Below are 18,246 nucleotides of genomic sequence, written 5' to 3' on the forward strand. Positions count from 1 at the left end.
GTCCGGGCCAACGTGCAGAAGCTCATGGGCTATGAGACCCAGGAGCAGGAAAAGGAAGCGGACCGCCGGGAGGAGGAACGCTGATTTTTCCACTGTTCCAGAGGGCCGCAGGCCCGACAAAAAAGCGTTCCGCAGGAACGCGCAGCCAGCCCAAAGGGGTCCCCGCGCAAGCTCAGCGAAGCGGGTTGCGTGGGGAGAGGACGAGCAACGGAGTGAGTGAGCCTTGCCGCTTGCGGCGAGGCGAAGGATACGGAGTTTGTGAGGCCGATGGGGCTGTTCAAAGGGGTTTGGGGGCGCTGCCACCAACAAGCAGATTGGACCTCCCGCTGTGGGCGGGAGGTCCAATCTGCTTGCCCGTTTCTCCGGCTTCCGTTTCCCTCGTTCCCGGCCCCTATTCCAAAGGGGCATCTACCGAAGCTATAAAATATGCCGATGCTATCCTTGTGCAATCTGAGGGGACGGACTATAATAATAGAAATTTGCTAATTCTCGAAGAATGGTATATGACCTTGACGAAATTTTGACTTTCTCCCTATATGATGAAAAGGACTGGAGGTGTCCGCATGGCATACAAAATTTTAATGGTTGATGATGAACCAATCCTGACCGAATTGCTTTCAACCCATTTGCAGGATCACGGCTATACGGTTTCCGTAGCCAACAGCAGCGATGAAGCCCTGGCGAAGCTGAATACAAAGCCAAATCTCATCCTTCTGGACATCAATATGCCGGGGATGGATGGGCTGGAGCTGTGCAAGGTCATTCGGAATCATATCGTCTGCCCCATCCTGTTCCTGACGGCGCGAATCACAGAGCAGGATAAGGTCAACGGCCTGCGGGCGGGAGGGGACGACTATATCACCAAGCCTTTCGGCTTGCAGGAATTGATTGCCCGCATTGAGGCCCATCTGCGCCGGGACGAGCGGAACAACCGCCCGCCGGAGGTCGTGACCTCCCAGGGGCTGATTATCAACCTCTCCGACAGAAAAATATTTTGGAACGAGCAGGAGCTTTCCTTTTCCAAGAGAGAATTTGACATCATCGAATTTCTGTCCTCTAATCCCAATCAGGTCTTTGACAAGGAGCGCATTTATGAGGCGGTATGGGGCTATGACGCAGAGGGCGACAGCAACGTGATTAAAGAGCATATCCGTAAAATCCGCGCAAAGCTCATGCAGGCCAGCGGAAGTGAGTACATCGAAACAGTTTGGGGGATGGGCTACCGATGGAAAAAATAGAAAGGCAGTCATTGAAACGCTCTTTTATGAAGGCTGTGGCGGTCACAATGCTGATTGTGTTCCTTTGCAGCGTCCTTGCGATTTTCGGCTGTTACCGCTTTCAAAAGCATATTCTCCCTGATTCCAATGAGGTCTGGCTGACGCAGCAGACAACCGCCCCGGATGGTACGGTCACAGAGGCAAAGATGAGGTATGTCCTTGATGGCTCACCAGAGCCATTTGGCCAGCTGGTAAGGGACGGCCAGGAGCGCAATGAGAGCCAGGGACAGACGAGCTACAGGATAGAGCGTATTGAATCCAGTTACTCTATGCTTTCCCCTAAAGCGAGAACGACCTACCGTACTTCGCAGATTTGTATGGTGCTGCTGCCGTTTCTGTTTGCTGTGATTGGAATTACTTTGTGCGCGTGGTGGTTTTATCACAAGGTACTGGAACCGCCGATCACTGTCCTGATGGATGCCACCGCGCACATTCAAGACCGGGATTTGAACTTCCAGATCAACTTTGATGGACAGGATGAATTGGGCCAGCTTTGTGCCGCCTTTGAGAAAATGCGGCAGACCCTATATGAGAATAACCGCCAGATGTGGAGTATGCTGGAGGAACGCCGCGCATTGCAGGCATCTGTGGCCCACGATCTGCGTAACCCCATCGCCATTATGACCGGCTATGTGGAATATTTGCAGGAGAACAACCGGGGTGGGACCTTGACAGAGGAAAAGCTGGAAAAGGCGCTCTCCAATCTCGGCATCACCGCAGAGCGCATGGGCCGCTATACCGATACCATGCGCGACCTGGGCGCTATCGAAGAAACAGAAGTTCAACGCAGAGAGGTGGGGCTTCCTGATTTTTTACAGCACATGGCGGATTCTCTATCTATCCTGTTTCAGAATACCGAGGTGCGCTTTTCCTGTGATCTCCATGTGCCGAAGGGCTGGGCCGTCCTTGACGGGGAGTTACTATATCGTGTTCTGGAAAATCTGATCTCCAATGCCCTCCGTTTTGCGGAGCGGGAAATTGAGCTGGCTTTTTGTCTGGAGCATGGAATCCTGTTGGCCACCGTGACCGACGACGGGCCGGGCTTTTCGGACAAGCTGCTGCAAAAGAAAACCGCCCTGTTTTACTCCGAGGATACCTCCGGCAAGCACTTGGGGCTGGGGCTGGCGGTGAGCCGGGTGCTGTGCCAGAAGCATGGGGGAACCATAGAGCTGTCAAACCAACCGCCCCATGGGGCCTGTGTAAAAGCCTCCATTGCGGTCAAATAATCCCTATTACGGCGGCGCAGGTAAGGAATTGACTTTGGGGGAAGACAGATATATAATAGAGCAACAGCAAATTCTGCTTATTGTAGGAGGGCAAAATGAAAGAGACATTGGAGTTCAATCATAAAAAGCAATGTGGTTTATGGCTGATCCTTATTGGAATTGTACTTATCATAGCTGTTATTTTCGGCGGGAAATTCCTTGTGAACCCGTTTGTGTTTCTAATAGGCTATTATGCTTGTTTTTTTAGCGTTAACGCGAACAAAAAAGTCAGGGAAAGGCTCTCCCAGGGGGCTATTTCCCAAAAGCAGATAAAGATGATCTATTTTTCAATTGCTGCTTTGTTCCTGTTGATGTTTTGCATTGCTGGCCCATTTATCCCCGGGTGGCATTGGAGGCAGATATGGCTGGGGGTACTGATGGCGACCTCAATACATTTCTTCTTGTGGTTCTTTATACATGGTTGGAGCATGGTTGTGCTGGGGATTGTATGTATCATTATCGCAGCAATAGGCTATGTATTCCCCGCTATATCGGTTTCCGTTATTTGCATTGCCGATGCAGCAGCTAAATTGATATGCGGGATATATTTGCTTTTCTTCTCAAGACCATCAAAATTTACTCCCAGCGCAACGAAGTAACATTGGGGCTGGGGGAAATGAATATAGGAGAGGTTTATGGTATAATAAAGATTTTGCGGCTATAATACAAATTCACATTTATCAGGCAGTGGGCTATTCGGCTCACTGCCTATTCTGTTTTCTTGACCGAATTTTGACCTTTGCCCGTTATACTCGACCCATCAAAGCAAAGGAGGCCATATATGCGAAAACGATTGATCGCGGTTCCCCTGATGTGCGGCGTACTTTTATCCCTCGCCGCCTGCGGGAACTATGACATCAGTACGCCCCCGCCGTCACAGGCTGTTGCCGCAAACCCGTTTGAGGCGGCGGAGGAGGACGCCGGATTTCTGGCAATGCTCACCCACGAAGCTGCTTCGGCTGATTTCTCCGAGAGCGGAGAGTGCCTACCATTTCCCTATGACGGCGGCAAGTTTCGGCTGGAGTATCGGTTTTCCCTCACCGGCAAAATGGATACTGTTGGATTTCTTCTGTTCTTAGACGGCCAGCCCCAGCCCTATAAGGTGAACGATACCACAGCGGAGTATGAGTATTGCCACAGCTTCCCCGCCGGGGAGAATCAGAGCTTCTCCTTCCTCTTTGAGCCTGTGACCGGCAGCGCCGGAGATACGCTGACCCTGACCGTGGTGAGCATCACGAACCCGGACTTCCAGCCGGATATGGAATCTACCTCCAGCTATGGCTGGTATCATAAGACGCTGGAATCCTGTGTTGAATTGAAGTTCAACGCGGATGCGCCCACCGCCCATTCAGACCTTCCGCCCGTCCGGGAAATCTTTTCACAAAGCGAAGTGCGGGAGGAAAAGGTCACAGCGCAGTATGTGGAAAACGAGCTTCCCAAATACGGCTGGGGCGGTGTGAGCATGGACGCGCTGGACAGCGGAATCTATTACACATTCTCCTGTGACGGCGGCCTCACCTATGATAACCTGCGGGTCTCTGCTCCCATTCCCCTGCGATTTACCATGTGCGGCACAGCCGGGACAAGTTACAGCATCGCTTTCTTCCTGGATCATCAGCCGGTAAAACTTGACGAAAGCACTTCCTGCTCCATTACATTGAGCAAAGGCGGCGTTATGGAGCTTGAGGCCGTGATCGACCCGGACAAGCTGGGACAGTTTCACACCTTCTACTGTGTGGCCGTCCCCCAGGACGGAGCCTCTGCTCCGTTCCTTAAGACCGATTCTATTCTATTGTATAAGGAGAACTGAACATGAAAAAGACATTCTGCATCACATTGGCGCTGTTTTTTACCCTGGCGTTGTCCGCCTGCGGCAAGACGGATGCCCCTGCCCCTGCGGTTTCGGGGAGTGACCCCTCCGACACTCCCGTGGTTTCTGTTCCCACCTCTGGCGGTCAGCCGGGGCAGTCCCCTTCCTCCTGCACCTTCGACCCCGCCCTGTTTGGCGGCAAGCTCCGGAGCTGCGCCTATGCCGGAAATGGGAGGCTCCTTGTGCTGGCGGATAAGCTGTACCTCTACGACACCGGGACTTCCTCGGTGCTGGCCACCGCAGAAGCGCCCCTGCGCGACTTTGAAGCCCAGGCCATTGACGGGGGCTACGTCCTGTCCGGCATGGGCGACAGCGGCATGATGGCGTACATCTACGACAGCTCGCTTTCTCTGAACAAGGAGATCGCGGTGAATGAGCTTTTGCAGGGAGATTTTGTTGTCAGCGAAACCGGGGGCGTAGCGGCCTCCACCGATGGAAGGAAGCTGGCGTTCACCGCTATGGGCGGGCTGTATCTGTATGACCTGGAAAGCGGGAATCTGACTACCCTCCTGGACTTGGCTCAAAACGCCGGGACAGCCAGCATCAGTATTTCTATGCTGAACGGCGCCGCCTTTGCCCAGGATAACAGCCAAATCGTATTCTATGGCAGCGGTAGCCCGATTCCCGAGGTAGATGGCGAGGAAGGCTTTTCCATCTATGGGAGCATCGCCGTGGATGGCAGCGGTCTGAAGCTCACAAAACCGTCCAACTATGAAATGGAAGAAATCCAGAGCAGCGTCAGCCGGTTGTTTTTCCCGCAGGCCTTTACCCAGGCCAACGGTACGCTGCTTTGGATCGACCGGGCAGCGGGCAGCGCCAATACGCTCTCCTTCTCTGCCAGCGGTGAGGGAAAAGACGGCGTGTACGGCTCGGAGCAGGGGGACTATGTGGCAACCGCCGTTCTGGGCAGCAATCTGACTGTTCGCGTCTATGACGTGGCCTCCGGCGAATTGGTTGCCACCGAAGTGATTGAGAACTCCGACCCCACATACTTCTATCGCGTCCCCAGGATTTACCTTTTAGACGGGGCCAAAACCGCTGTAGTCGTTCTTGGAGGCAATATCAGCGAAGTTGATACGCTGGTATCTACATTTGAGTTTGGAGCATAACATGGAGATTACATTTGAAAGCGTATCGAAGCAATACAGAAGCAAGTATGCGCTGAAAAACTTTACTGCCACCTTGAGCGAGGGCGTGTACGGCCTGCTGGGTGAAAACGGGGCCGGAAAAACCACGCTCATCAATACCTTTGTGGGCATCCTGCGTGGGGACAGCGGCACGATCCGGGTGGACGGTCAGGATGTGAGGACGCTGGGTAAAGCGTTCCTGCCCCAAATCGGCTATATGCCGCAGTACCCCATTTTTTACCGTGATTTTACAGTCAAGGATTTTCTGCTCTATATGTGCGCGCTGAAGGATATTCCCACCCGTGAAGCACAAGACCGGGTTTCGGAGCTGCTGGCCACGGTGAACCTGACGGACGCACAGGACAAGAAAATCGGTGCGCTCTCCGGCGGTATGCGTCAGCGCGTCGGCATTGTGCAGGCCATGCTGTCCGACCCCAAAATTCTGATTCTGGACGAGCCTACCGCCGGTCTTGACCCCAGCGAACGGATACGGTTTCGCAACCTGATCTCCCGATTTGCCCAGGGGCGGACGATCCTGCTGGCAACCCACATCGTTTCAGATGTTGAGTGCATCGCGCGGGAAATCCTGCTGCTGAAACAGGGAACGCTGCTCATGCAGGGAACGCCCGCCGCGCTGGAACGGAACATTGAGGGCAAGGTTTGGAATGTGACCGCCGGGGCCGAGAGCGCCGCGCTGCTGACCGATATGTACTGCGTCAGCAACATGAAGCAGGAGGGCGGACAGTTTACCCTCCGCATTGTTGAGGATGGAAGCCCGATCAAGACCGCACAGCCTGTCCAGCCCAACCTGGAGGATGTGTTCTTGTACTATTGCAGGGGGGAGCGCCATGATACGCCTGATACGGTATGAGTTTATCAAGCAGTTTTGTAAACGCTCCATCCTGGCGCTCTTTGTGGTGTTTAGCCTCGCCAACCTGTTCAAAATCTACGGCGAATACAAATCCTACTCCTTTCTGACGGATGGGAACGGAGAGCGGAGCTGGCACACACTTCATTGGCAGCTCTATGAGGAATATCGGGGCGAGATCACCCCGGAGAAGGTCGAACGCCTGCTTGCGGCCTATCAGCCTCTTGTGGAGGCCACATCGGATATGACCGCAAGCACCGCCACCGATGACCCCAACACCATGACCGGGAACCTGTATAGCGACAGGAACCTGCTGGACAAGTATTTCGTCACGCCTATGCAGTATTTCTATGAGTACAGCGGCCAGTCGGAGCAAGTGGCAAATAGAGCGCGGCAAAGCGCCGCGCTCTACGGGGAACGGGGAGCGGTCTATCAGCAGAGGGAGAGCGGCGCAATCTATAACCTTTATGCTGGCCGCACCATCCCCGCCTTTGCCTACCGGGAAATGTGCAATTACTATCTGAACTATGATTTTTCCATTATCCTGACCCTCCTGCTCTGTCTCTATGGGATCATCGGGACCTTTGTAAGCGAGAGGGAGACGCAGATGGATATGCTGCTGCTGGTAAGTCCCAACGGCGGCAGAAAAACCACCCTGGCAAAAATCCTCGCGGCCACCCTGTTTCTGCTCCTGACCTCGCTGTGGTTTTCTCTCCTTGACCTGATTGGCTTTGCGGTCTCTTTTCAGACTTTGGAAGGGCTGACCCTGCCGGTATTCGCAATTCCGAACTTTGCGGAGGCATCCGTCAACATCAGCATTTTCCAGTATGTTCTCTTGTCTGCGGCGCTCAAATGCGCCGGTGCATGGGTGATCGGGATGCTCTGGCTGTTGATTTCGATGTTCTGGAAAAATGCCCTGCTCCCGTTTGTCATCAATTTTGCCCTCTGTATGGCGCTGATCGTCAGCGGAGCCGCCTGCGCCTACTCCAATTTCTCAAAGGTGCTGAACCCTTATTCTCTGCTGACAAACCGTGTTCTCCTGGGCAAAACGGAGTTTGTAAACCTGGGCGGATTTCCCATCCTGACTTGGCAGGCCGCAATATGGTTTGCCCTGATCGCGGGCCTTGCGGTTGCTGTTATGATTTATTTTCTGTCAGCGGAAAACTGTCACCGCTGTGTTTGGAGGGCAAAATGAGCGTTTTCTCTTATGAATGGAAAAAACTGATGATTTACCAGCGGGGCCTATGCTATATCTTGGCCGCTCTCCTGGTCAGTACGGTATGGCTGGCCGCAACCGACAGGCCGCAGAACAGCGCAATGGAAGAATACCGCGAGGAATATGAGTGGTATCTGGAACGGCTGGACGGGGCGTACACAGAGGAAAAGGCCGCTTGGCTGGAGCAGGAGGCCCAGGCCATCACGGAGGCCCGCTACACCCGCTCTCGATCCCAAGAAAGCTATTACAGCGGTCAGATCACAGCGGAACAGTATGAGCGGCAGATCGCAGAGGTCAACACGGTTTTGGCCCATGAGCATGGCTTTGAAGCCGTGTACCGGCAGTATTTATACGTCTGCGAGAACACCGGCAACCGTTACTTTCTGAACACAAACGGCTGGGCGGGGCTGTTTTCCGCCCAAACGCTGGACTTCTCGCTGTTCCTGGTCATTTTGATTTTGGCAGCTACGGTTTTTTGCTCGGAGTATAGCTGCCAGATGGACGCGCTTTTGCGGACGGCTCCACAGAGCCGCAAGAGTGCCAGGAGCAAAGCTGTAATGACCCTCTGTGTCGTGTTCGCTCTCTGCGGGGGGCTGGCCCTGATTCGCTTTGCTTTCTTCGGAATAAAATACGGCCTGCCTCACGGGGAGTACCCTGTCCAGAGCATCGCCTGCTTTGGGGGCAGTACAAAAAATGTCTCCCTGCTGGCCGCATATCTGATTCTGACCGGCCTGCGCTGCTTTGGCTCAGTGTACCTCGCCGTCCTGCTGCTCTTTACCTCCGTTTTGGTGAAGAAATACGCTTTGACGGTGGTGATCGGGGTGGCATCCACCTTGATACCGTACATCGGACTGTCCAGGCAGATTTGCTACCGCTTGCCGATACCCCTGCCTTTCCTGCTGGCAGCCGGCTTTCTGGAGGGGGCTTCCTCTGTGGAGGATTCGCTGACAGGAGAACCCATCGTGACTTTTTCGGAGCGTTCCCCCCAGGAGCTGCTGGCCCTGCTCGTCCTGTCCGCTGTGTGCTACGCCCTCATGGTATGGTGGGTGCTGCGGCAAAACACAAACTGCTGGCAGTCTGGAAAGAAACTGGTTAGGCGGCATGGAGCCGCAGCGTTGGGACTTCTAATTTTGCTCTCGCTGTCCGGCTGCTCTGTCGCAGAATCCGCAAACGGGATATTCAATTCATCTTCGCAAAGTGTGTCGGAAACTTACAGTGTAATCTACGATGACCAGACGCGGACATACGCTCTGGAAAACCGGGCAACCGGCGCTTTGACGGATTTGGCCCTCTCTCCGCTGTTTGGGGCCTTTTCGGATGGGGAATCCATCAAGGCCGTTTATATGGATGCCCCGTATATTTACTATATGTCCTCTCGCACAGAGCAGTATGTGGATCGGGTCGGCAGCTACAACAGCACAGCCACCCAGGTGTCCATCGTCCGGCTTGATACAGAAACCTTTGAGGAACAGGTTATTTTTGAGAAAATAACGGACAGCGGGCGCTCTCTGCTGGGAATTGACTATACCGTGGGGGATACCTGGATGTTTCTGCAATACTGCTACGGCTTTTTCTTGAACAACGACAGTCTCTTTTTCATTACAAATGATGGGGTTACGGAAGTGAGCAGGAATATCCAGCGAACGCAAGTGCTGGATATTCCCACCAAGGGGAATATAGCGTTTGATGGGCGGACGATCTACTTCATCAACGAAAATTCTCTGCTGACAGCGTATGACACCAAGACCCACAAGGAAAGACCGTTTCGGAATGTGGTTGCTTCCGACTTCTGCCTGACCGATCAGGGACTGTATTTTATCAACCGTATGGATTCCGACTGCGTTTATCTATGTGGCAGGGATGGCGTTGGCAGTCTGAAGATTTCAAATGACCCGGCCCTGTCTGTTGTTTATGACGGCGAGAAAGTTACCATGATTCTAAAATCGGACGGGAAGGAGGTAGTTTTTGAGCTGTGACGGTACGGGAGCGCCAAGCGTCCGTCAGAGCAAGACGAAAAAAGCGCGGCAGAAGGTTGATGATCGCCTATGCTTTGCGCGGTATAATCTTCCTTCTGCTGGCTCTGATGATTGTCCTTATGGTATGCGGGGGGCTTTATATCAGGGAGCATCTGGCTCATGCGCCCGACAGCAAATTGCCGGATGGGAATATAGGAGATTCAACGGGCGATACCACTGTTGCGGGAAGCTCTATTATCCCGGTAGCACCTTCCATTCCTGGACAAGTGAGAATCGTCTTGGATGCCGGACACGGTGGAGATCAGCCTGGGTGCGTAGTAAATGGCGCAACTGAAAAGGATATTACTTTGTCCATCGTTTTGCAACTCCAAGAAAAATTGGAATCAGAGGGTGCTACCGTTGTTTTAACACGGAGTACCGATTATGATGTCAGTTTGCCTGACCGTTCAGAGGTTGCAAACAACGCTGGAGCGAATTATTTTATCAGCATCCATTGTAACTCGTATGAAGATGATTCTTCCGTCAAAGGATTTGAGTGTTATTACTATCAATCTGCCGAAAGTGAGAATCTGGCAGAAGCTATCACATCAGAGGCAGATAGCCGTTCGATTTCAACGCGGAAGGTAAAGGAGGAAAACTATGCCGTGTTGCGCGAAACAGCGATTCCAACCGTTCTAATTGAGGTCGGCTTTTTGACAAACTCAGAAGAACGGGGAAAACTGTTGTCCCTCGAATATCAGGGGTTACTGGCCGAGGCCATCGCAAACGGCATACTTGGTTATAAAAATGCTTTTTGACAAAAGCAGGAGGTACACCATGAAGTCAGAAGAATGGATACTGTGTCCTATTTGCGGCAATAAGACCCATGACAAGATGCGGGAGGATACTGTACTGTTGAATTTCCCGCTATATTGCCCTAAATGCAAGCAGGAAACGCTTATTGAGGTACAACAACAAAGAATCACCGTCACCAAAGAGCCAGACGCATAGACGCAGAGCCGATGAACTTGTGAGCGAATCACCAGATCATCGGCTCTGCATTTCACATTACATACTGTTTTGGAGCATAAGTATTTCTATTTGCTCGTCAGCTCATTTTACTATAGCGCGTACAGCGGCCAAAACCAGCCGCCGCCCCTGTTCCGGGCAGACCCGGTAAAGCCCAGCAACTTCCTGGATTTCGCGCTCCACCTGTTCATCCGCCGGGTTAAAGATTGCATCAAAGGAAGTGCCAAGCGCCGTTATGATCGTGTAAAGCACCTCGAACGACGGATTTGCTTCTCCCTTTTCGATTCCGGCGATGTGGCGAGTAGAGAGCTTTGTCAACTCTGCCAATCGTTCCTGTGTGTATCCTCGTTCCTTTCGGATCGCCCTTAACCGCGCTCCACCCTTTACTAAGACATCATTCGGCATAATTCTTCACCTCTACTGTATTGTATAGTTCGGAAAGCGCAAAATGAATCCCCATACACTTCCGACTATTAAGCAATATATTTCCGATTCTTGCCGAACTTTTCAAGAAAAAACGATTCCGGGAGGCTGTCAAAAAAAACGGAAGCTTTGCGGAACGCTTCTGTGCGCTCAAACACTATAGCCGCCGGTTAAGGAGATGGCTATGGTGCTTTTGTTTTATATGATGGAGCTGTTCCGGCTGCTCCAGACACGTGAATTATCAAAAAAATCCTTGCGGATAGTACGACCTATTCTACCCATCAACCGGAACTGCATAGGTATGTAAGCAAGAACTGTCATCCAGACACACGGCAGAAGGCCGGGTACTCAATGGAAGTACCCAGCCTTCTGCGTTGTCGAATCCTGGGGAAAGCAGTCTGTCCCTGCGGGTGTCGCGGCCCGCCTGACCTCCATTTCAATTTTGCGTCCGTAGGCCCCTACAAATGAAATGGAGGAAATTATGTTTGATACCAAGAGCGATTTTGCTTTGAATAAGTTTGACCAGGACGCTATCGTATGCAGAAGCGCCACCGGCGTACATATCCGGCTGACCCGCGAGGACTTTGCCAGCGAGGAAGAATTTCTTCGCTGGAAGGTCTGGTCCGACGGCGACTACTACGACACCGAAAAAGACGGGCGCGGCTTCTACGACAACAGCCTCCCCCTGGACCCCCGTGTGGACAAGCTGGGAGCGGCCCCTTCCGTCGAGGCGGACATCCTCACTATGTTGGACGCTGCCGAGGCCAGCGCGGAGCAGGCCCGGAGGACCGCCGACTTGATCGAGCAAGTCAAGAGCTGCCTGACCGGAACGCAGTACCGCCGTCTGTGGATGCTCTACGCCCGGAAAATGAACGTGACCGCCATTGCCAGGGCGGAGGGCATCTCGAAAGCGAGTGCATCCAGGTCCATCAGCGCCGCGCTGAAAAATATTTCTGCTTTTTTCCTGGAAGGGGGCGAAAATAGGTAACAAACACCCCTCATTTTTGTGTTAGGTGAAAGGTGCGTTTTCCCCCATCACCTTCACGAACCTTCAAAATTGAATACACGGTATTGCAGGCACAAAACCCATGTGAACAGCGGTAAAAGGGGCGCCGCCAAGACGCCAGCTTTAGGAGGTGAACGGACAAGCTGGCCGAGCGATCTACGCACACTTTCAACCGGCTCTGGCAGGCCGGGATGCGACGACAGCATGGAGGACAATGAGACTTGCTCACGCCCGCTCACAGACTTGAAGCGGAACCCTGCGGCGCACGTTCAGAACGACGCTGTGGAGTTATGACAGCTGTGCCAACAGCGGCCTGCAATATCCCCCTCGCCGGGGGTGCGTGGCAAATGCGGCGAGTTTGAAAGCAGCTAAAACCGAATCAGCCGCGCCGGAATACCGCCCGCCTTATGTTATGCGGACACAGCATTTTCCGGCGCGGCTGTCCTGTTTCAAAGGAGGATACAGGACTATGCGTAATGCGATTATTCAGCTGTCGAACAGCGGGTGCGCCCCGGCTGTGCAGCCCTTTGGGGCTGGGAAACTCGGCATGACGATAGACGAGGCTGCCGACTGCACCGGCATTGGCCGGAACACGCTGCGGAAGCTGGTCTCCTGGGGAAAAATCCCCGTCCTGCGGATTGGGCGCAAGACCATCATCCGCGTCGATGTCATCAGCGCCTTTATGGAGATCAACCAGGGGTGCGACCTGCTGGACTGCGCCCAGGTGCAGCAAGTGACCTGACTTGAAAATACGGACGGCATGTTTGCAACGGCTGCGGCTCTCTGTCATAATGTGACCATCACATCACGACAGCGACCTTTGCCGCCATCGAAAGGAGTACAGCTATGGCAAAAGGTTCTGTTAGAAGAAAGGGAAAGAAGTGGTATTACCGCTTTTACGTCGAGGACGCCAGCGGCAACCGCATCCAGAAGGAGTTTCCCGGAACGGAGAGCAAGAGCGAAACGGAGTCCCTGCTCCGCAAGGCGATGGAGGACTACGAGACCAAGATGTTTCTCGCAGAGGCCAAGAACATCACCCTGGGCGATATGCTGGACATGTGGGTGGAGGAGGACTTAAAGCCCGGTTCTCTGAGCAACGGAACAGTCATGGCCTATCAGTCCACCGTTAGCCGGATCAAGCAGCATCCCATCGGCAAGCGCAAGCTGAAAACCGTCACCGCCGACCATCTGCAAGCCTTTATGGACCTGTTGAGCTTCGGCGGCACGAATCCTGACGGTACACCGGCAAAGGCGCTGAGTGTGGGGTACATCCGTCTGTGCTCTGCCGTCCTTCAAAATTCCTTCCGCTTCGCGGTCTTTCCCAAGCGCCTGATTACCTTCAATCCCATGCAGTATGTGGTCCGCCGGTCCAAGGGCGACGACTACGATCTGTTTGAGAGCGGGGCCGATCAGGAGGGCGCGGTTCCCACCATCACCTATGAGCAGTATCAAAGCCTGACCGATTTTCTGAAAGCCAAGAATAACCCCGCGCTTCTCCCCATCCAGATCGCCTACTACACCGGGCTTCGGATTGGCGAGGTCTGTGCACTGACATGGCAGGACATTGATCTGAAAGAACAGTGTCTGACCGTCCGCCGCAGTATGCGCTACAACGGGACGCGGCACAAGCTGGAGGTCGGGGCCACCAAGCGCAAGAAAATCCGAACCGTGGACTTCTGCAACGCCCTGGCGGATATTCTCCAGCAGGCTCGGAACAGTCTGAAATATGGGGCGCTTTACCGGCTCAACTACTGCAAAGAGGTCAAGGAAAAGAACCGCACCTATTATGAGGTCTACATTTTTTGATTTTTCTAATCATGGTAAAATAATTATGACTGATTCCATTGTTTATGTTGGGTCAGCTAATTATTCAGAAGAAAGTGCAAATAACACAGAGTTTGGATTTATTTCAAGTGATAAAGATTTGATTGATTTTATTAAGGCTGAAGTTTTATCTAACATTCAAAACTCATCTGTACCATACTATGAATATGATTATACAGCTCTTTTACTTGAGGCAAATGTAGCGCTTTCTGCTACATACAATATTAAAAATGAACTTTATGAAGAAGTATATAGACTGCATGATGATGTAGATGGCGAGTGGTATTACTATGTTGAACATGAGGCTACTTTGACAGTATCAACATTAAATAAAGTTGTTGAATTTGTAAATGAGGCGTGTAAGATCGCAAGTGATATTTACGATGCGATTGATACTATTACCGATGGAAATGAAGATGAGACTATTGTTGCCAATGATGTATATGAAGAATTGTTGAGTAAATGTTCGAGAATTGAAGCAATAAGAAGCTTTGATACATTGATTGAGTTATCAGAGTTTGATTCGGAAGAATATATAAATCAACAATTACAAGAAGAATATGCAATGGAGGCATATGAGGATAATTTAGAAAATTGCATTGAGAGTGCATCCGGCGAAGCAATGAGTGTCGTTTGGGATCTTCCACAAGCAGCAAAAGAGGATATAGATGAATTAGTTAAAGAAATTTAGAGCTTTTGCGAAGTTTACTCATCTCTTATAGAAAATTTACGCAAGAGAGAGATACAGAAAATCAGTTCTAAAATAGATAATACATGAACAACCACTTTTGCATATTAGAATATATATTCTATTGGTCAAGAGTCAATAATGATGTTACATAGCCGCTTGGTTTTCTTATGAGAATCAGGCGGCTATATTTTTGTTTAAGGAGGTGTCCGCATAATGGACGAAACAGATTACAACATCCTGCTCTATGAGAAAATGAAAGCCGAGCAGGACAAATACCGTGACTGGCTGCTAACACAAGAGCCTGCTGAAATCTTAAATCATACCTACGAATACATAATGCGTGAGGATATTGTGATGGCAATGGAGGAATTGGAGCTTACACCGAAACAGGCAAAGGCGCTCTTGAAATCTCCCTGTCCGCTTGACGATGTGTATAAGGAGTTTAAGGACAGAGAGGTCGAACATATGGATACGATTCGTGATTCCATTGAAACAGAAGCAGATAACAGTATTCGTAGAGAGAAAGCAAAAACCGGACGGGAAAGCAGGTGATCTTATGCCGTATATCCCACCGGAGGTGATCGAACAGGCAAGGCAGATAGACTTACTCTCATATATGAAAGCCTTTGAGCCAAACGAACTTGTCAGGATTTCCGGCAACAACTACACCACCCGGACGCACGACAGCTTAAAGATTTCCAACGGTAAATGGATGTGGTGGTCGCAGAGAATCGGCGGGTATAACGCCCTTGATTATCTCATAAAGGTTAAGGAATATTCCTTTGTTGAAGCGGTGGAAACTCTGATGGGAAAGGCAGCAGTTATGCCTATGCTGACGGTCAGACCGAAGCAGGAAGAAAAGCCAAAGGTACTGCTTCTGCCTGAGAAAAGCGTCACCACAGATAAGATAACAGAGTATCTTTTTGGGCGTGGCATTGACTATTCCATCATCGAATACTGCATTACGAAGGGTTATATTTTTGAGAGCCTGCCCTATCACAATCTCGTCTGTGTCGGCTTTGATGAGAACGGAAAAGCAAGATACGCCGCATACAGAGCGACAATAGACCGACGCATTTTGGGCGATTGCTCCGGCAGCGACAAGCATTATTCTTTTCGGATAGCAGACAGCAAAAGCGATACCGTCCATTTGTTTGAATGCGCTGTTGACCTTCTTTCCTATGCCACGCTTGCAAAGATTTCAGGCAGGGATTGGCGGCAGGAAAACCTTGTTTCCCTTGCCGGGGTTTACCTCCCGAAAGAAAAAATTGAGGACAGCACCACGCCAGCCGCACTTGTTCAGTATCTCAAAAGCAAACCGCATATTAAAAAAATCGTTCTCCATTTGGATAACGATAATACGGGCAGAAGGGCAACCGAAGCGTTGAAAGTGATTCTGCCGGACAGTTATGAAGTCATTGATGATCCGCCGCCAAAAGGTAAGGATTTCAATGACTTTCTTTGTGTTCAGCTTGAAATAACACGAAATAAAAATAAGGAAAGGAGCTGTGAACGCTCGTGAAAATTAAAATCTATCAGGCAAATATGGAGCGTGATGAGAACCGTGTCGCTTTTATGGCATACGAATCTCTTGCTAAATTTCAGGACAGTCCCGATGTTGACAGCCGGATTTATGACAAGGTTTTTGAAGGGGAGGTAAACTGCTTCACGCTGGAAAAACTTTATGAAATATTCAATCGTGAACACCCCGCAGGTTATAAAGGACGGTCGATGTCCGTGTCTGATGTGGTGGAAATCGTTGACGGAACAACGGGAAAAAGCTATTTCAATTTCAGTGATAGTTTTGGTTTTCAGCAAGTCTCCTTTGAGCCTGACAAGACGCAAATCAGCGAACGGTTTTGTGATGGTGATAAGGCGGAAACTATTTCCGTCCTTCTCATTCAGCCGGGGAAATATCCGAAAACCGTTACAATCGAAGATTCCCTTGAAGCAATGCAGGAGCTTGTGGGCGGCGATATTGAGGAATATATGCCCTTTGATGATGAGGCAGCAATCATTTGTAACGAGGAAGGAAAGATAAGCGGACTGCCGCTGAACAGAGCAGTTTATGATTTCGAACACCAAATGATTGAGATTATGGCGGGGGATTTTTTCATCTGCCACGCTCCCATTTCTTCGGAAAAGTTTTTGAGCCTGCCGCCTGACTTGGAGAAAAAATGCTCGGAAAAGTTCCGGTATCCTGAGAAATTTGTTCAGACGGATAAAGGCATAAAAGCGATACCATATAAGCCTGCCGCAAGAGATATGGAGAGATAAATCAGTGAGGTACGGGCTACCCCAAAGAGACTGCATTAGCTTAGCGAGCAGACTGTTTTTACTCCTACCGTCGCAAAAACAGTAAAACTCGTTAGGGGACTTCCCCTAATACCCCGCTTATCAGAAAGGAAAATATTATGCACGAATTATTATTCTTTATCATCGGCTGTCTGCTCGGCGGCATTGTCGGCGTCGTTACGATGTGCCTTTTGCAGATCAACCGTATCAGCGATATTCATTCTACAAGGAAGGAGGACAACGACTTATGAAACGAACCGTAAAAAAGCAGTTTTGGTTTTCCAAACCCGAAGCGCAAGACTTACAAAAGAAAGCAAAGAAAACCTGTCTGTCCGAAGCGGCGCTCGTCCGGCTTTTGGTGCGTGGCTATGAGCCGAAGGAACGCCCTGACGAAAAGTTTTACGATGTTATGCGTCAGCTTTCCGCTATCGGCAACAATATCAACCAGCTTTCCGTTAAGGCAAACGCACTCGGCTTTATTGATACGCAAATGCTGAAAAATGAAGCTGAACGCTGGCATAAATTTCAGGCGGATATTGAGCGTGAATTTCTGCGACCTGAGAAAAGCGGATTGAAATGGCAGTAAGCAAGCTGTGGAAGGTAACAGAACGGCTCGGTCAGGTAATCGACTATGCGACCAACCCGGAAAAGACCGCCAATCCTGAATACTCGCAGGAGGAATATCAGGCTCTGAAAGATGTGCTTGCCTATGCAAAGGACGAGGAAAAAACCGAGCGTGAATTTTTCTGCGAGGGTATCAACTGTAATGTCACAACAGCCCGTGACCAATTCATTACGGTCAAGGAACAGTACGGCAAGACGGACGGGATTCAAGCCTATCACGGGTATCTGAGCTTTAAGGAAAATGAAGTAACGCCGGAGCAGGCGCAGCAGATTGGAATGGAGTTTGCAAACAAGATGTGGGGTGAGCGTTTTCAGGTCGTAGTAACTACACACCTGAATACAAAACATCTGCATTGCCACTTTGTTATCAACTCGGTTTCCTTTGCAGACGGAAAGAGATTACAGAACAAGGAAAAATCTTGGTACTACTTCCGTCATATCGCAGATGAGATCTGTCTGGAGCATAAAATATCCATCGTGGAAAATCCGAAGCTGCACCAGTCTCCTAAGTATCTTACGAAGAAGGACGAGGCGGGTATGCCCACCCGGTACAACAACGCCCGAAAAGCGATTGATGAAGCGATTGCTATGAGCCATAACCTGAAACAGTTTCAGTATGAGCTTAGCGTAATGGGCTATCACTCGAATCTCAGTCCTAACCGCAAGTACGCCACCATTATCCCAAAAGGCGGCGAAAAGCCTATCTGATGTGGTACAAAAAAAGTAGACACCTCCAACTCACGGAAAAGGAGTAAAATAACGAGAGTAAGGAAGGT

The 18,246-nt window shown here is 50.8% G+C and carries 21 protein-coding genes; 20 read left to right on the top strand and 1 reads right to left on the bottom strand.

Features of this window, described 5'->3' with window-relative positions:
- Nucleotides 1-563: 563 nt before the first annotated feature.
- The 10 genes from D7X94_RS16325 (at nt 564) to D7X94_RS16370 (ending at nt 10,589) form a co-directional block, all read left to right on the top strand.
- A complete protein-coding gene (locus D7X94_RS16325) occupies nt 564-1,238 on the top strand; it encodes a response regulator transcription factor (RefSeq protein WP_120428745.1) in 675 nt (224 codons plus the stop codon).
- On the top strand, nt 1,226-2,503 hold the full coding sequence (locus tag D7X94_RS16330) for a HAMP domain-containing sensor histidine kinase (protein WP_120428747.1): 1,278 nt from the start codon (nt 1,226-1,228) through the stop codon (nt 2,501-2,503). Before D7X94_RS16325 ends, D7X94_RS16330 begins: the two co-directional genes overlap by 13 nt.
- 95 nt (nt 2,504-2,598) lie before the next feature.
- A complete protein-coding gene (locus D7X94_RS16335) occupies nt 2,599-3,141 on the top strand; it encodes a DUF6609 family protein (protein WP_120428749.1) in 543 nt (180 codons plus the stop codon).
- Between the two features lie 182 nt (nt 3,142-3,323).
- On the top strand, nt 3,324-4,352 hold the full coding sequence (locus tag D7X94_RS16340; protein ID WP_120428750.1) for a hypothetical protein: 1,029 nt from the start codon (nt 3,324-3,326) through the stop codon (nt 4,350-4,352).
- A 2-nt stretch (nt 4,353-4,354) separates the two neighbouring features.
- On the top strand, nt 4,355-5,521 hold the full coding sequence (locus D7X94_RS16345) for a hypothetical protein (protein ID WP_120428752.1): 1,167 nt from the start codon (nt 4,355-4,357) through the stop codon (nt 5,519-5,521).
- Between the two features lies 1 nt (nt 5,522).
- On the top strand, nt 5,523-6,410 hold the full coding sequence (locus tag D7X94_RS16350; protein WP_120428754.1) for an ABC transporter ATP-binding protein: 888 nt from the start codon (nt 5,523-5,525) through the stop codon (nt 6,408-6,410).
- Entirely contained in the window at nt 6,388-7,602 is a 1,215-nt protein-coding gene (locus tag D7X94_RS16355) for an ABC transporter permease (protein ID WP_120428756.1), read from the top strand. The genes D7X94_RS16350 and D7X94_RS16355 overlap by 23 nt, the downstream gene beginning before the upstream one ends.
- The gene (locus tag D7X94_RS16360) at nt 7,599-9,599 is read left to right on the top strand and encodes an ABC transporter permease (RefSeq protein ID WP_120428758.1); all 2,001 of its coding nucleotides are present in this window, start codon (nt 7,599-7,601) and stop codon (nt 9,597-9,599) included. The genes D7X94_RS16355 and D7X94_RS16360 overlap by 4 nt, the downstream gene beginning before the upstream one ends.
- The gene (locus D7X94_RS16365; RefSeq protein WP_147401765.1) at nt 9,596-10,396 is read left to right on the top strand and encodes an N-acetylmuramoyl-L-alanine amidase family protein; all 801 of its coding nucleotides are present in this window, start codon (nt 9,596-9,598) and stop codon (nt 10,394-10,396) included. Before D7X94_RS16360 ends, D7X94_RS16365 begins: the two co-directional genes overlap by 4 nt.
- Before the next feature lie 19 nt (nt 10,397-10,415).
- On the top strand, nt 10,416-10,589 hold the full coding sequence (locus tag D7X94_RS16370; RefSeq protein WP_120428762.1) for a cysteine-rich KTR domain-containing protein: 174 nt from the start codon (nt 10,416-10,418) through the stop codon (nt 10,587-10,589).
- Between the two features lie 102 nt (nt 10,590-10,691).
- Here D7X94_RS16370 and D7X94_RS16375 read toward each other — a convergent pair whose 3' ends face one another.
- Nucleotides 10,692-11,012, bottom strand: a complete 321-nt coding sequence (locus tag D7X94_RS16375; protein ID WP_120428763.1) for a helix-turn-helix domain-containing protein — start codon at nt 11,010-11,012, stop codon at nt 10,692-10,694.
- Between the two features lie 499 nt (nt 11,013-11,511).
- On the opposite strand from D7X94_RS16375, the gene D7X94_RS16380 reads away from it, so the two are divergent.
- The 10 genes from D7X94_RS16380 to D7X94_RS16425 all read left to right on the top strand — a co-directional run bounded on the left by D7X94_RS16380 (nt 11,512) and on the right by D7X94_RS16425 (nt 18,178).
- The gene (locus D7X94_RS16380) at nt 11,512-12,018 is read left to right on the top strand and encodes a sigma-70 family RNA polymerase sigma factor (protein ID WP_120428764.1); all 507 of its coding nucleotides are present in this window, start codon (nt 11,512-11,514) and stop codon (nt 12,016-12,018) included.
- A gap of 487 nt (nt 12,019-12,505) precedes the next feature.
- Nucleotides 12,506-12,778, top strand: coding sequence for a helix-turn-helix domain-containing protein (locus D7X94_RS16385; protein ID WP_120428766.1), 273 nt, complete (start codon nt 12,506-12,508; stop codon nt 12,776-12,778).
- Between the two features lie 104 nt (nt 12,779-12,882).
- Nucleotides 12,883-13,842 (top strand): tyrosine-type recombinase/integrase, encoded by a 960-nt coding sequence (locus tag D7X94_RS16390; protein WP_120428768.1) that lies wholly within the window; start codon nt 12,883-12,885, stop codon nt 13,840-13,842.
- Nucleotides 13,823-14,551, top strand: coding sequence for a hypothetical protein (locus D7X94_RS16395; protein ID WP_243111363.1), 729 nt, complete (start codon nt 13,823-13,825; stop codon nt 14,549-14,551). Before D7X94_RS16390 ends, D7X94_RS16395 begins: the two co-directional genes overlap by 20 nt.
- Before the next feature lie 213 nt (nt 14,552-14,764).
- The gene (locus D7X94_RS16400) at nt 14,765-15,103 is read left to right on the top strand and encodes a DUF3848 domain-containing protein (protein ID WP_120428769.1); all 339 of its coding nucleotides are present in this window, start codon (nt 14,765-14,767) and stop codon (nt 15,101-15,103) included.
- 4 nt (nt 15,104-15,107) lie between these two features.
- On the top strand, nt 15,108-16,073 hold the full coding sequence (locus D7X94_RS16405; RefSeq protein ID WP_120428771.1) for a DUF3991 and TOPRIM domain-containing protein: 966 nt from the start codon (nt 15,108-15,110) through the stop codon (nt 16,071-16,073).
- Complete coding sequence (locus D7X94_RS16410; RefSeq protein ID WP_243111364.1) at nt 16,070-16,828, top strand: DUF3846 domain-containing protein; 759 nt, start codon at nt 16,070-16,072, stop codon at nt 16,826-16,828. Before D7X94_RS16405 ends, D7X94_RS16410 begins: the two co-directional genes overlap by 4 nt.
- Nucleotides 16,829-16,965: 137 nt before the next feature.
- Nucleotides 16,966-17,097, top strand: a complete 132-nt coding sequence (locus D7X94_RS16415) for a DUF3789 domain-containing protein (protein WP_120428773.1) — start codon at nt 16,966-16,968, stop codon at nt 17,095-17,097.
- Nucleotides 17,094-17,432: a plasmid mobilization protein gene (locus tag D7X94_RS16420; protein WP_120428775.1), complete on the top strand. Its 339-nt coding sequence runs from the start codon at nt 17,094-17,096 to the stop codon at nt 17,430-17,432. Before D7X94_RS16415 ends, D7X94_RS16420 begins: the two co-directional genes overlap by 4 nt.
- The gene (locus D7X94_RS16425) at nt 17,423-18,178 is read left to right on the top strand and encodes a relaxase/mobilization nuclease domain-containing protein (RefSeq protein WP_243111365.1); all 756 of its coding nucleotides are present in this window, start codon (nt 17,423-17,425) and stop codon (nt 18,176-18,178) included. The genes D7X94_RS16420 and D7X94_RS16425 overlap by 10 nt, the downstream gene beginning before the upstream one ends.
- Nucleotides 18,179-18,246: the final 68 nt, after the last annotated feature.

It is taken from the genome of Acutalibacter sp. 1XD8-33, from assembly GCF_003612555.1.
Taxonomy (GTDB): domain Bacteria; phylum Bacillota; class Clostridia; order Oscillospirales; family Acutalibacteraceae; genus Acutalibacter.

Coding starts and splice junctions, on each gene's coding strand:
- D7X94_RS16325 (WP_120428745.1), top strand. CDS start 564: ATGGCATACAAAATTTTAATGGTTGATGATGAACCAATCCTGACCGAA.
- D7X94_RS16330 (WP_120428747.1), top strand. CDS start 1,226: ATGGAAAAAATAGAAAGGCAGTCATTGAAACGCTCTTTTATGAAGGCT.
- D7X94_RS16335 (WP_120428749.1), top strand. CDS start 2,599: ATGAAAGAGACATTGGAGTTCAATCATAAAAAGCAATGTGGTTTATGG.
- D7X94_RS16340 (WP_120428750.1), top strand. CDS start 3,324: ATGCGAAAACGATTGATCGCGGTTCCCCTGATGTGCGGCGTACTTTTA.
- D7X94_RS16345 (WP_120428752.1), top strand. CDS start 4,355: ATGAAAAAGACATTCTGCATCACATTGGCGCTGTTTTTTACCCTGGCG.
- D7X94_RS16350 (WP_120428754.1), top strand. CDS start 5,523: ATGGAGATTACATTTGAAAGCGTATCGAAGCAATACAGAAGCAAGTAT.
- D7X94_RS16355 (WP_120428756.1), top strand. CDS start 6,388: ATGATACGCCTGATACGGTATGAGTTTATCAAGCAGTTTTGTAAACGC.
- D7X94_RS16360 (WP_120428758.1), top strand. CDS start 7,599: ATGAGCGTTTTCTCTTATGAATGGAAAAAACTGATGATTTACCAGCGG.
- D7X94_RS16370 (WP_120428762.1), top strand. CDS start 10,416: ATGAAGTCAGAAGAATGGATACTGTGTCCTATTTGCGGCAATAAGACC.
- D7X94_RS16375 (WP_120428763.1), bottom strand. CDS start 11,012: ATGCCGAATGATGTCTTAGTAAAGGGTGGAGCGCGGTTAAGGGCGATC.
- D7X94_RS16380 (WP_120428764.1), top strand. CDS start 11,512: ATGTTTGATACCAAGAGCGATTTTGCTTTGAATAAGTTTGACCAGGAC.
- D7X94_RS16385 (WP_120428766.1), top strand. CDS start 12,506: ATGCGTAATGCGATTATTCAGCTGTCGAACAGCGGGTGCGCCCCGGCT.
- D7X94_RS16390 (WP_120428768.1), top strand. CDS start 12,883: ATGGCAAAAGGTTCTGTTAGAAGAAAGGGAAAGAAGTGGTATTACCGC.
- D7X94_RS16395 (WP_243111363.1), top strand. CDS start 13,823: ATGAGGTCTACATTTTTTGATTTTTCTAATCATGGTAAAATAATTATG.
- D7X94_RS16400 (WP_120428769.1), top strand. CDS start 14,765: ATGGACGAAACAGATTACAACATCCTGCTCTATGAGAAAATGAAAGCC.
- D7X94_RS16405 (WP_120428771.1), top strand. CDS start 15,108: ATGCCGTATATCCCACCGGAGGTGATCGAACAGGCAAGGCAGATAGAC.
- D7X94_RS16415 (WP_120428773.1), top strand. CDS start 16,966: ATGCACGAATTATTATTCTTTATCATCGGCTGTCTGCTCGGCGGCATT.
- D7X94_RS16420 (WP_120428775.1), top strand. CDS start 17,094: ATGAAACGAACCGTAAAAAAGCAGTTTTGGTTTTCCAAACCCGAAGCG.
- D7X94_RS16425 (WP_243111365.1), top strand. CDS start 17,423: ATGGCAGTAAGCAAGCTGTGGAAGGTAACAGAACGGCTCGGTCAGGTA.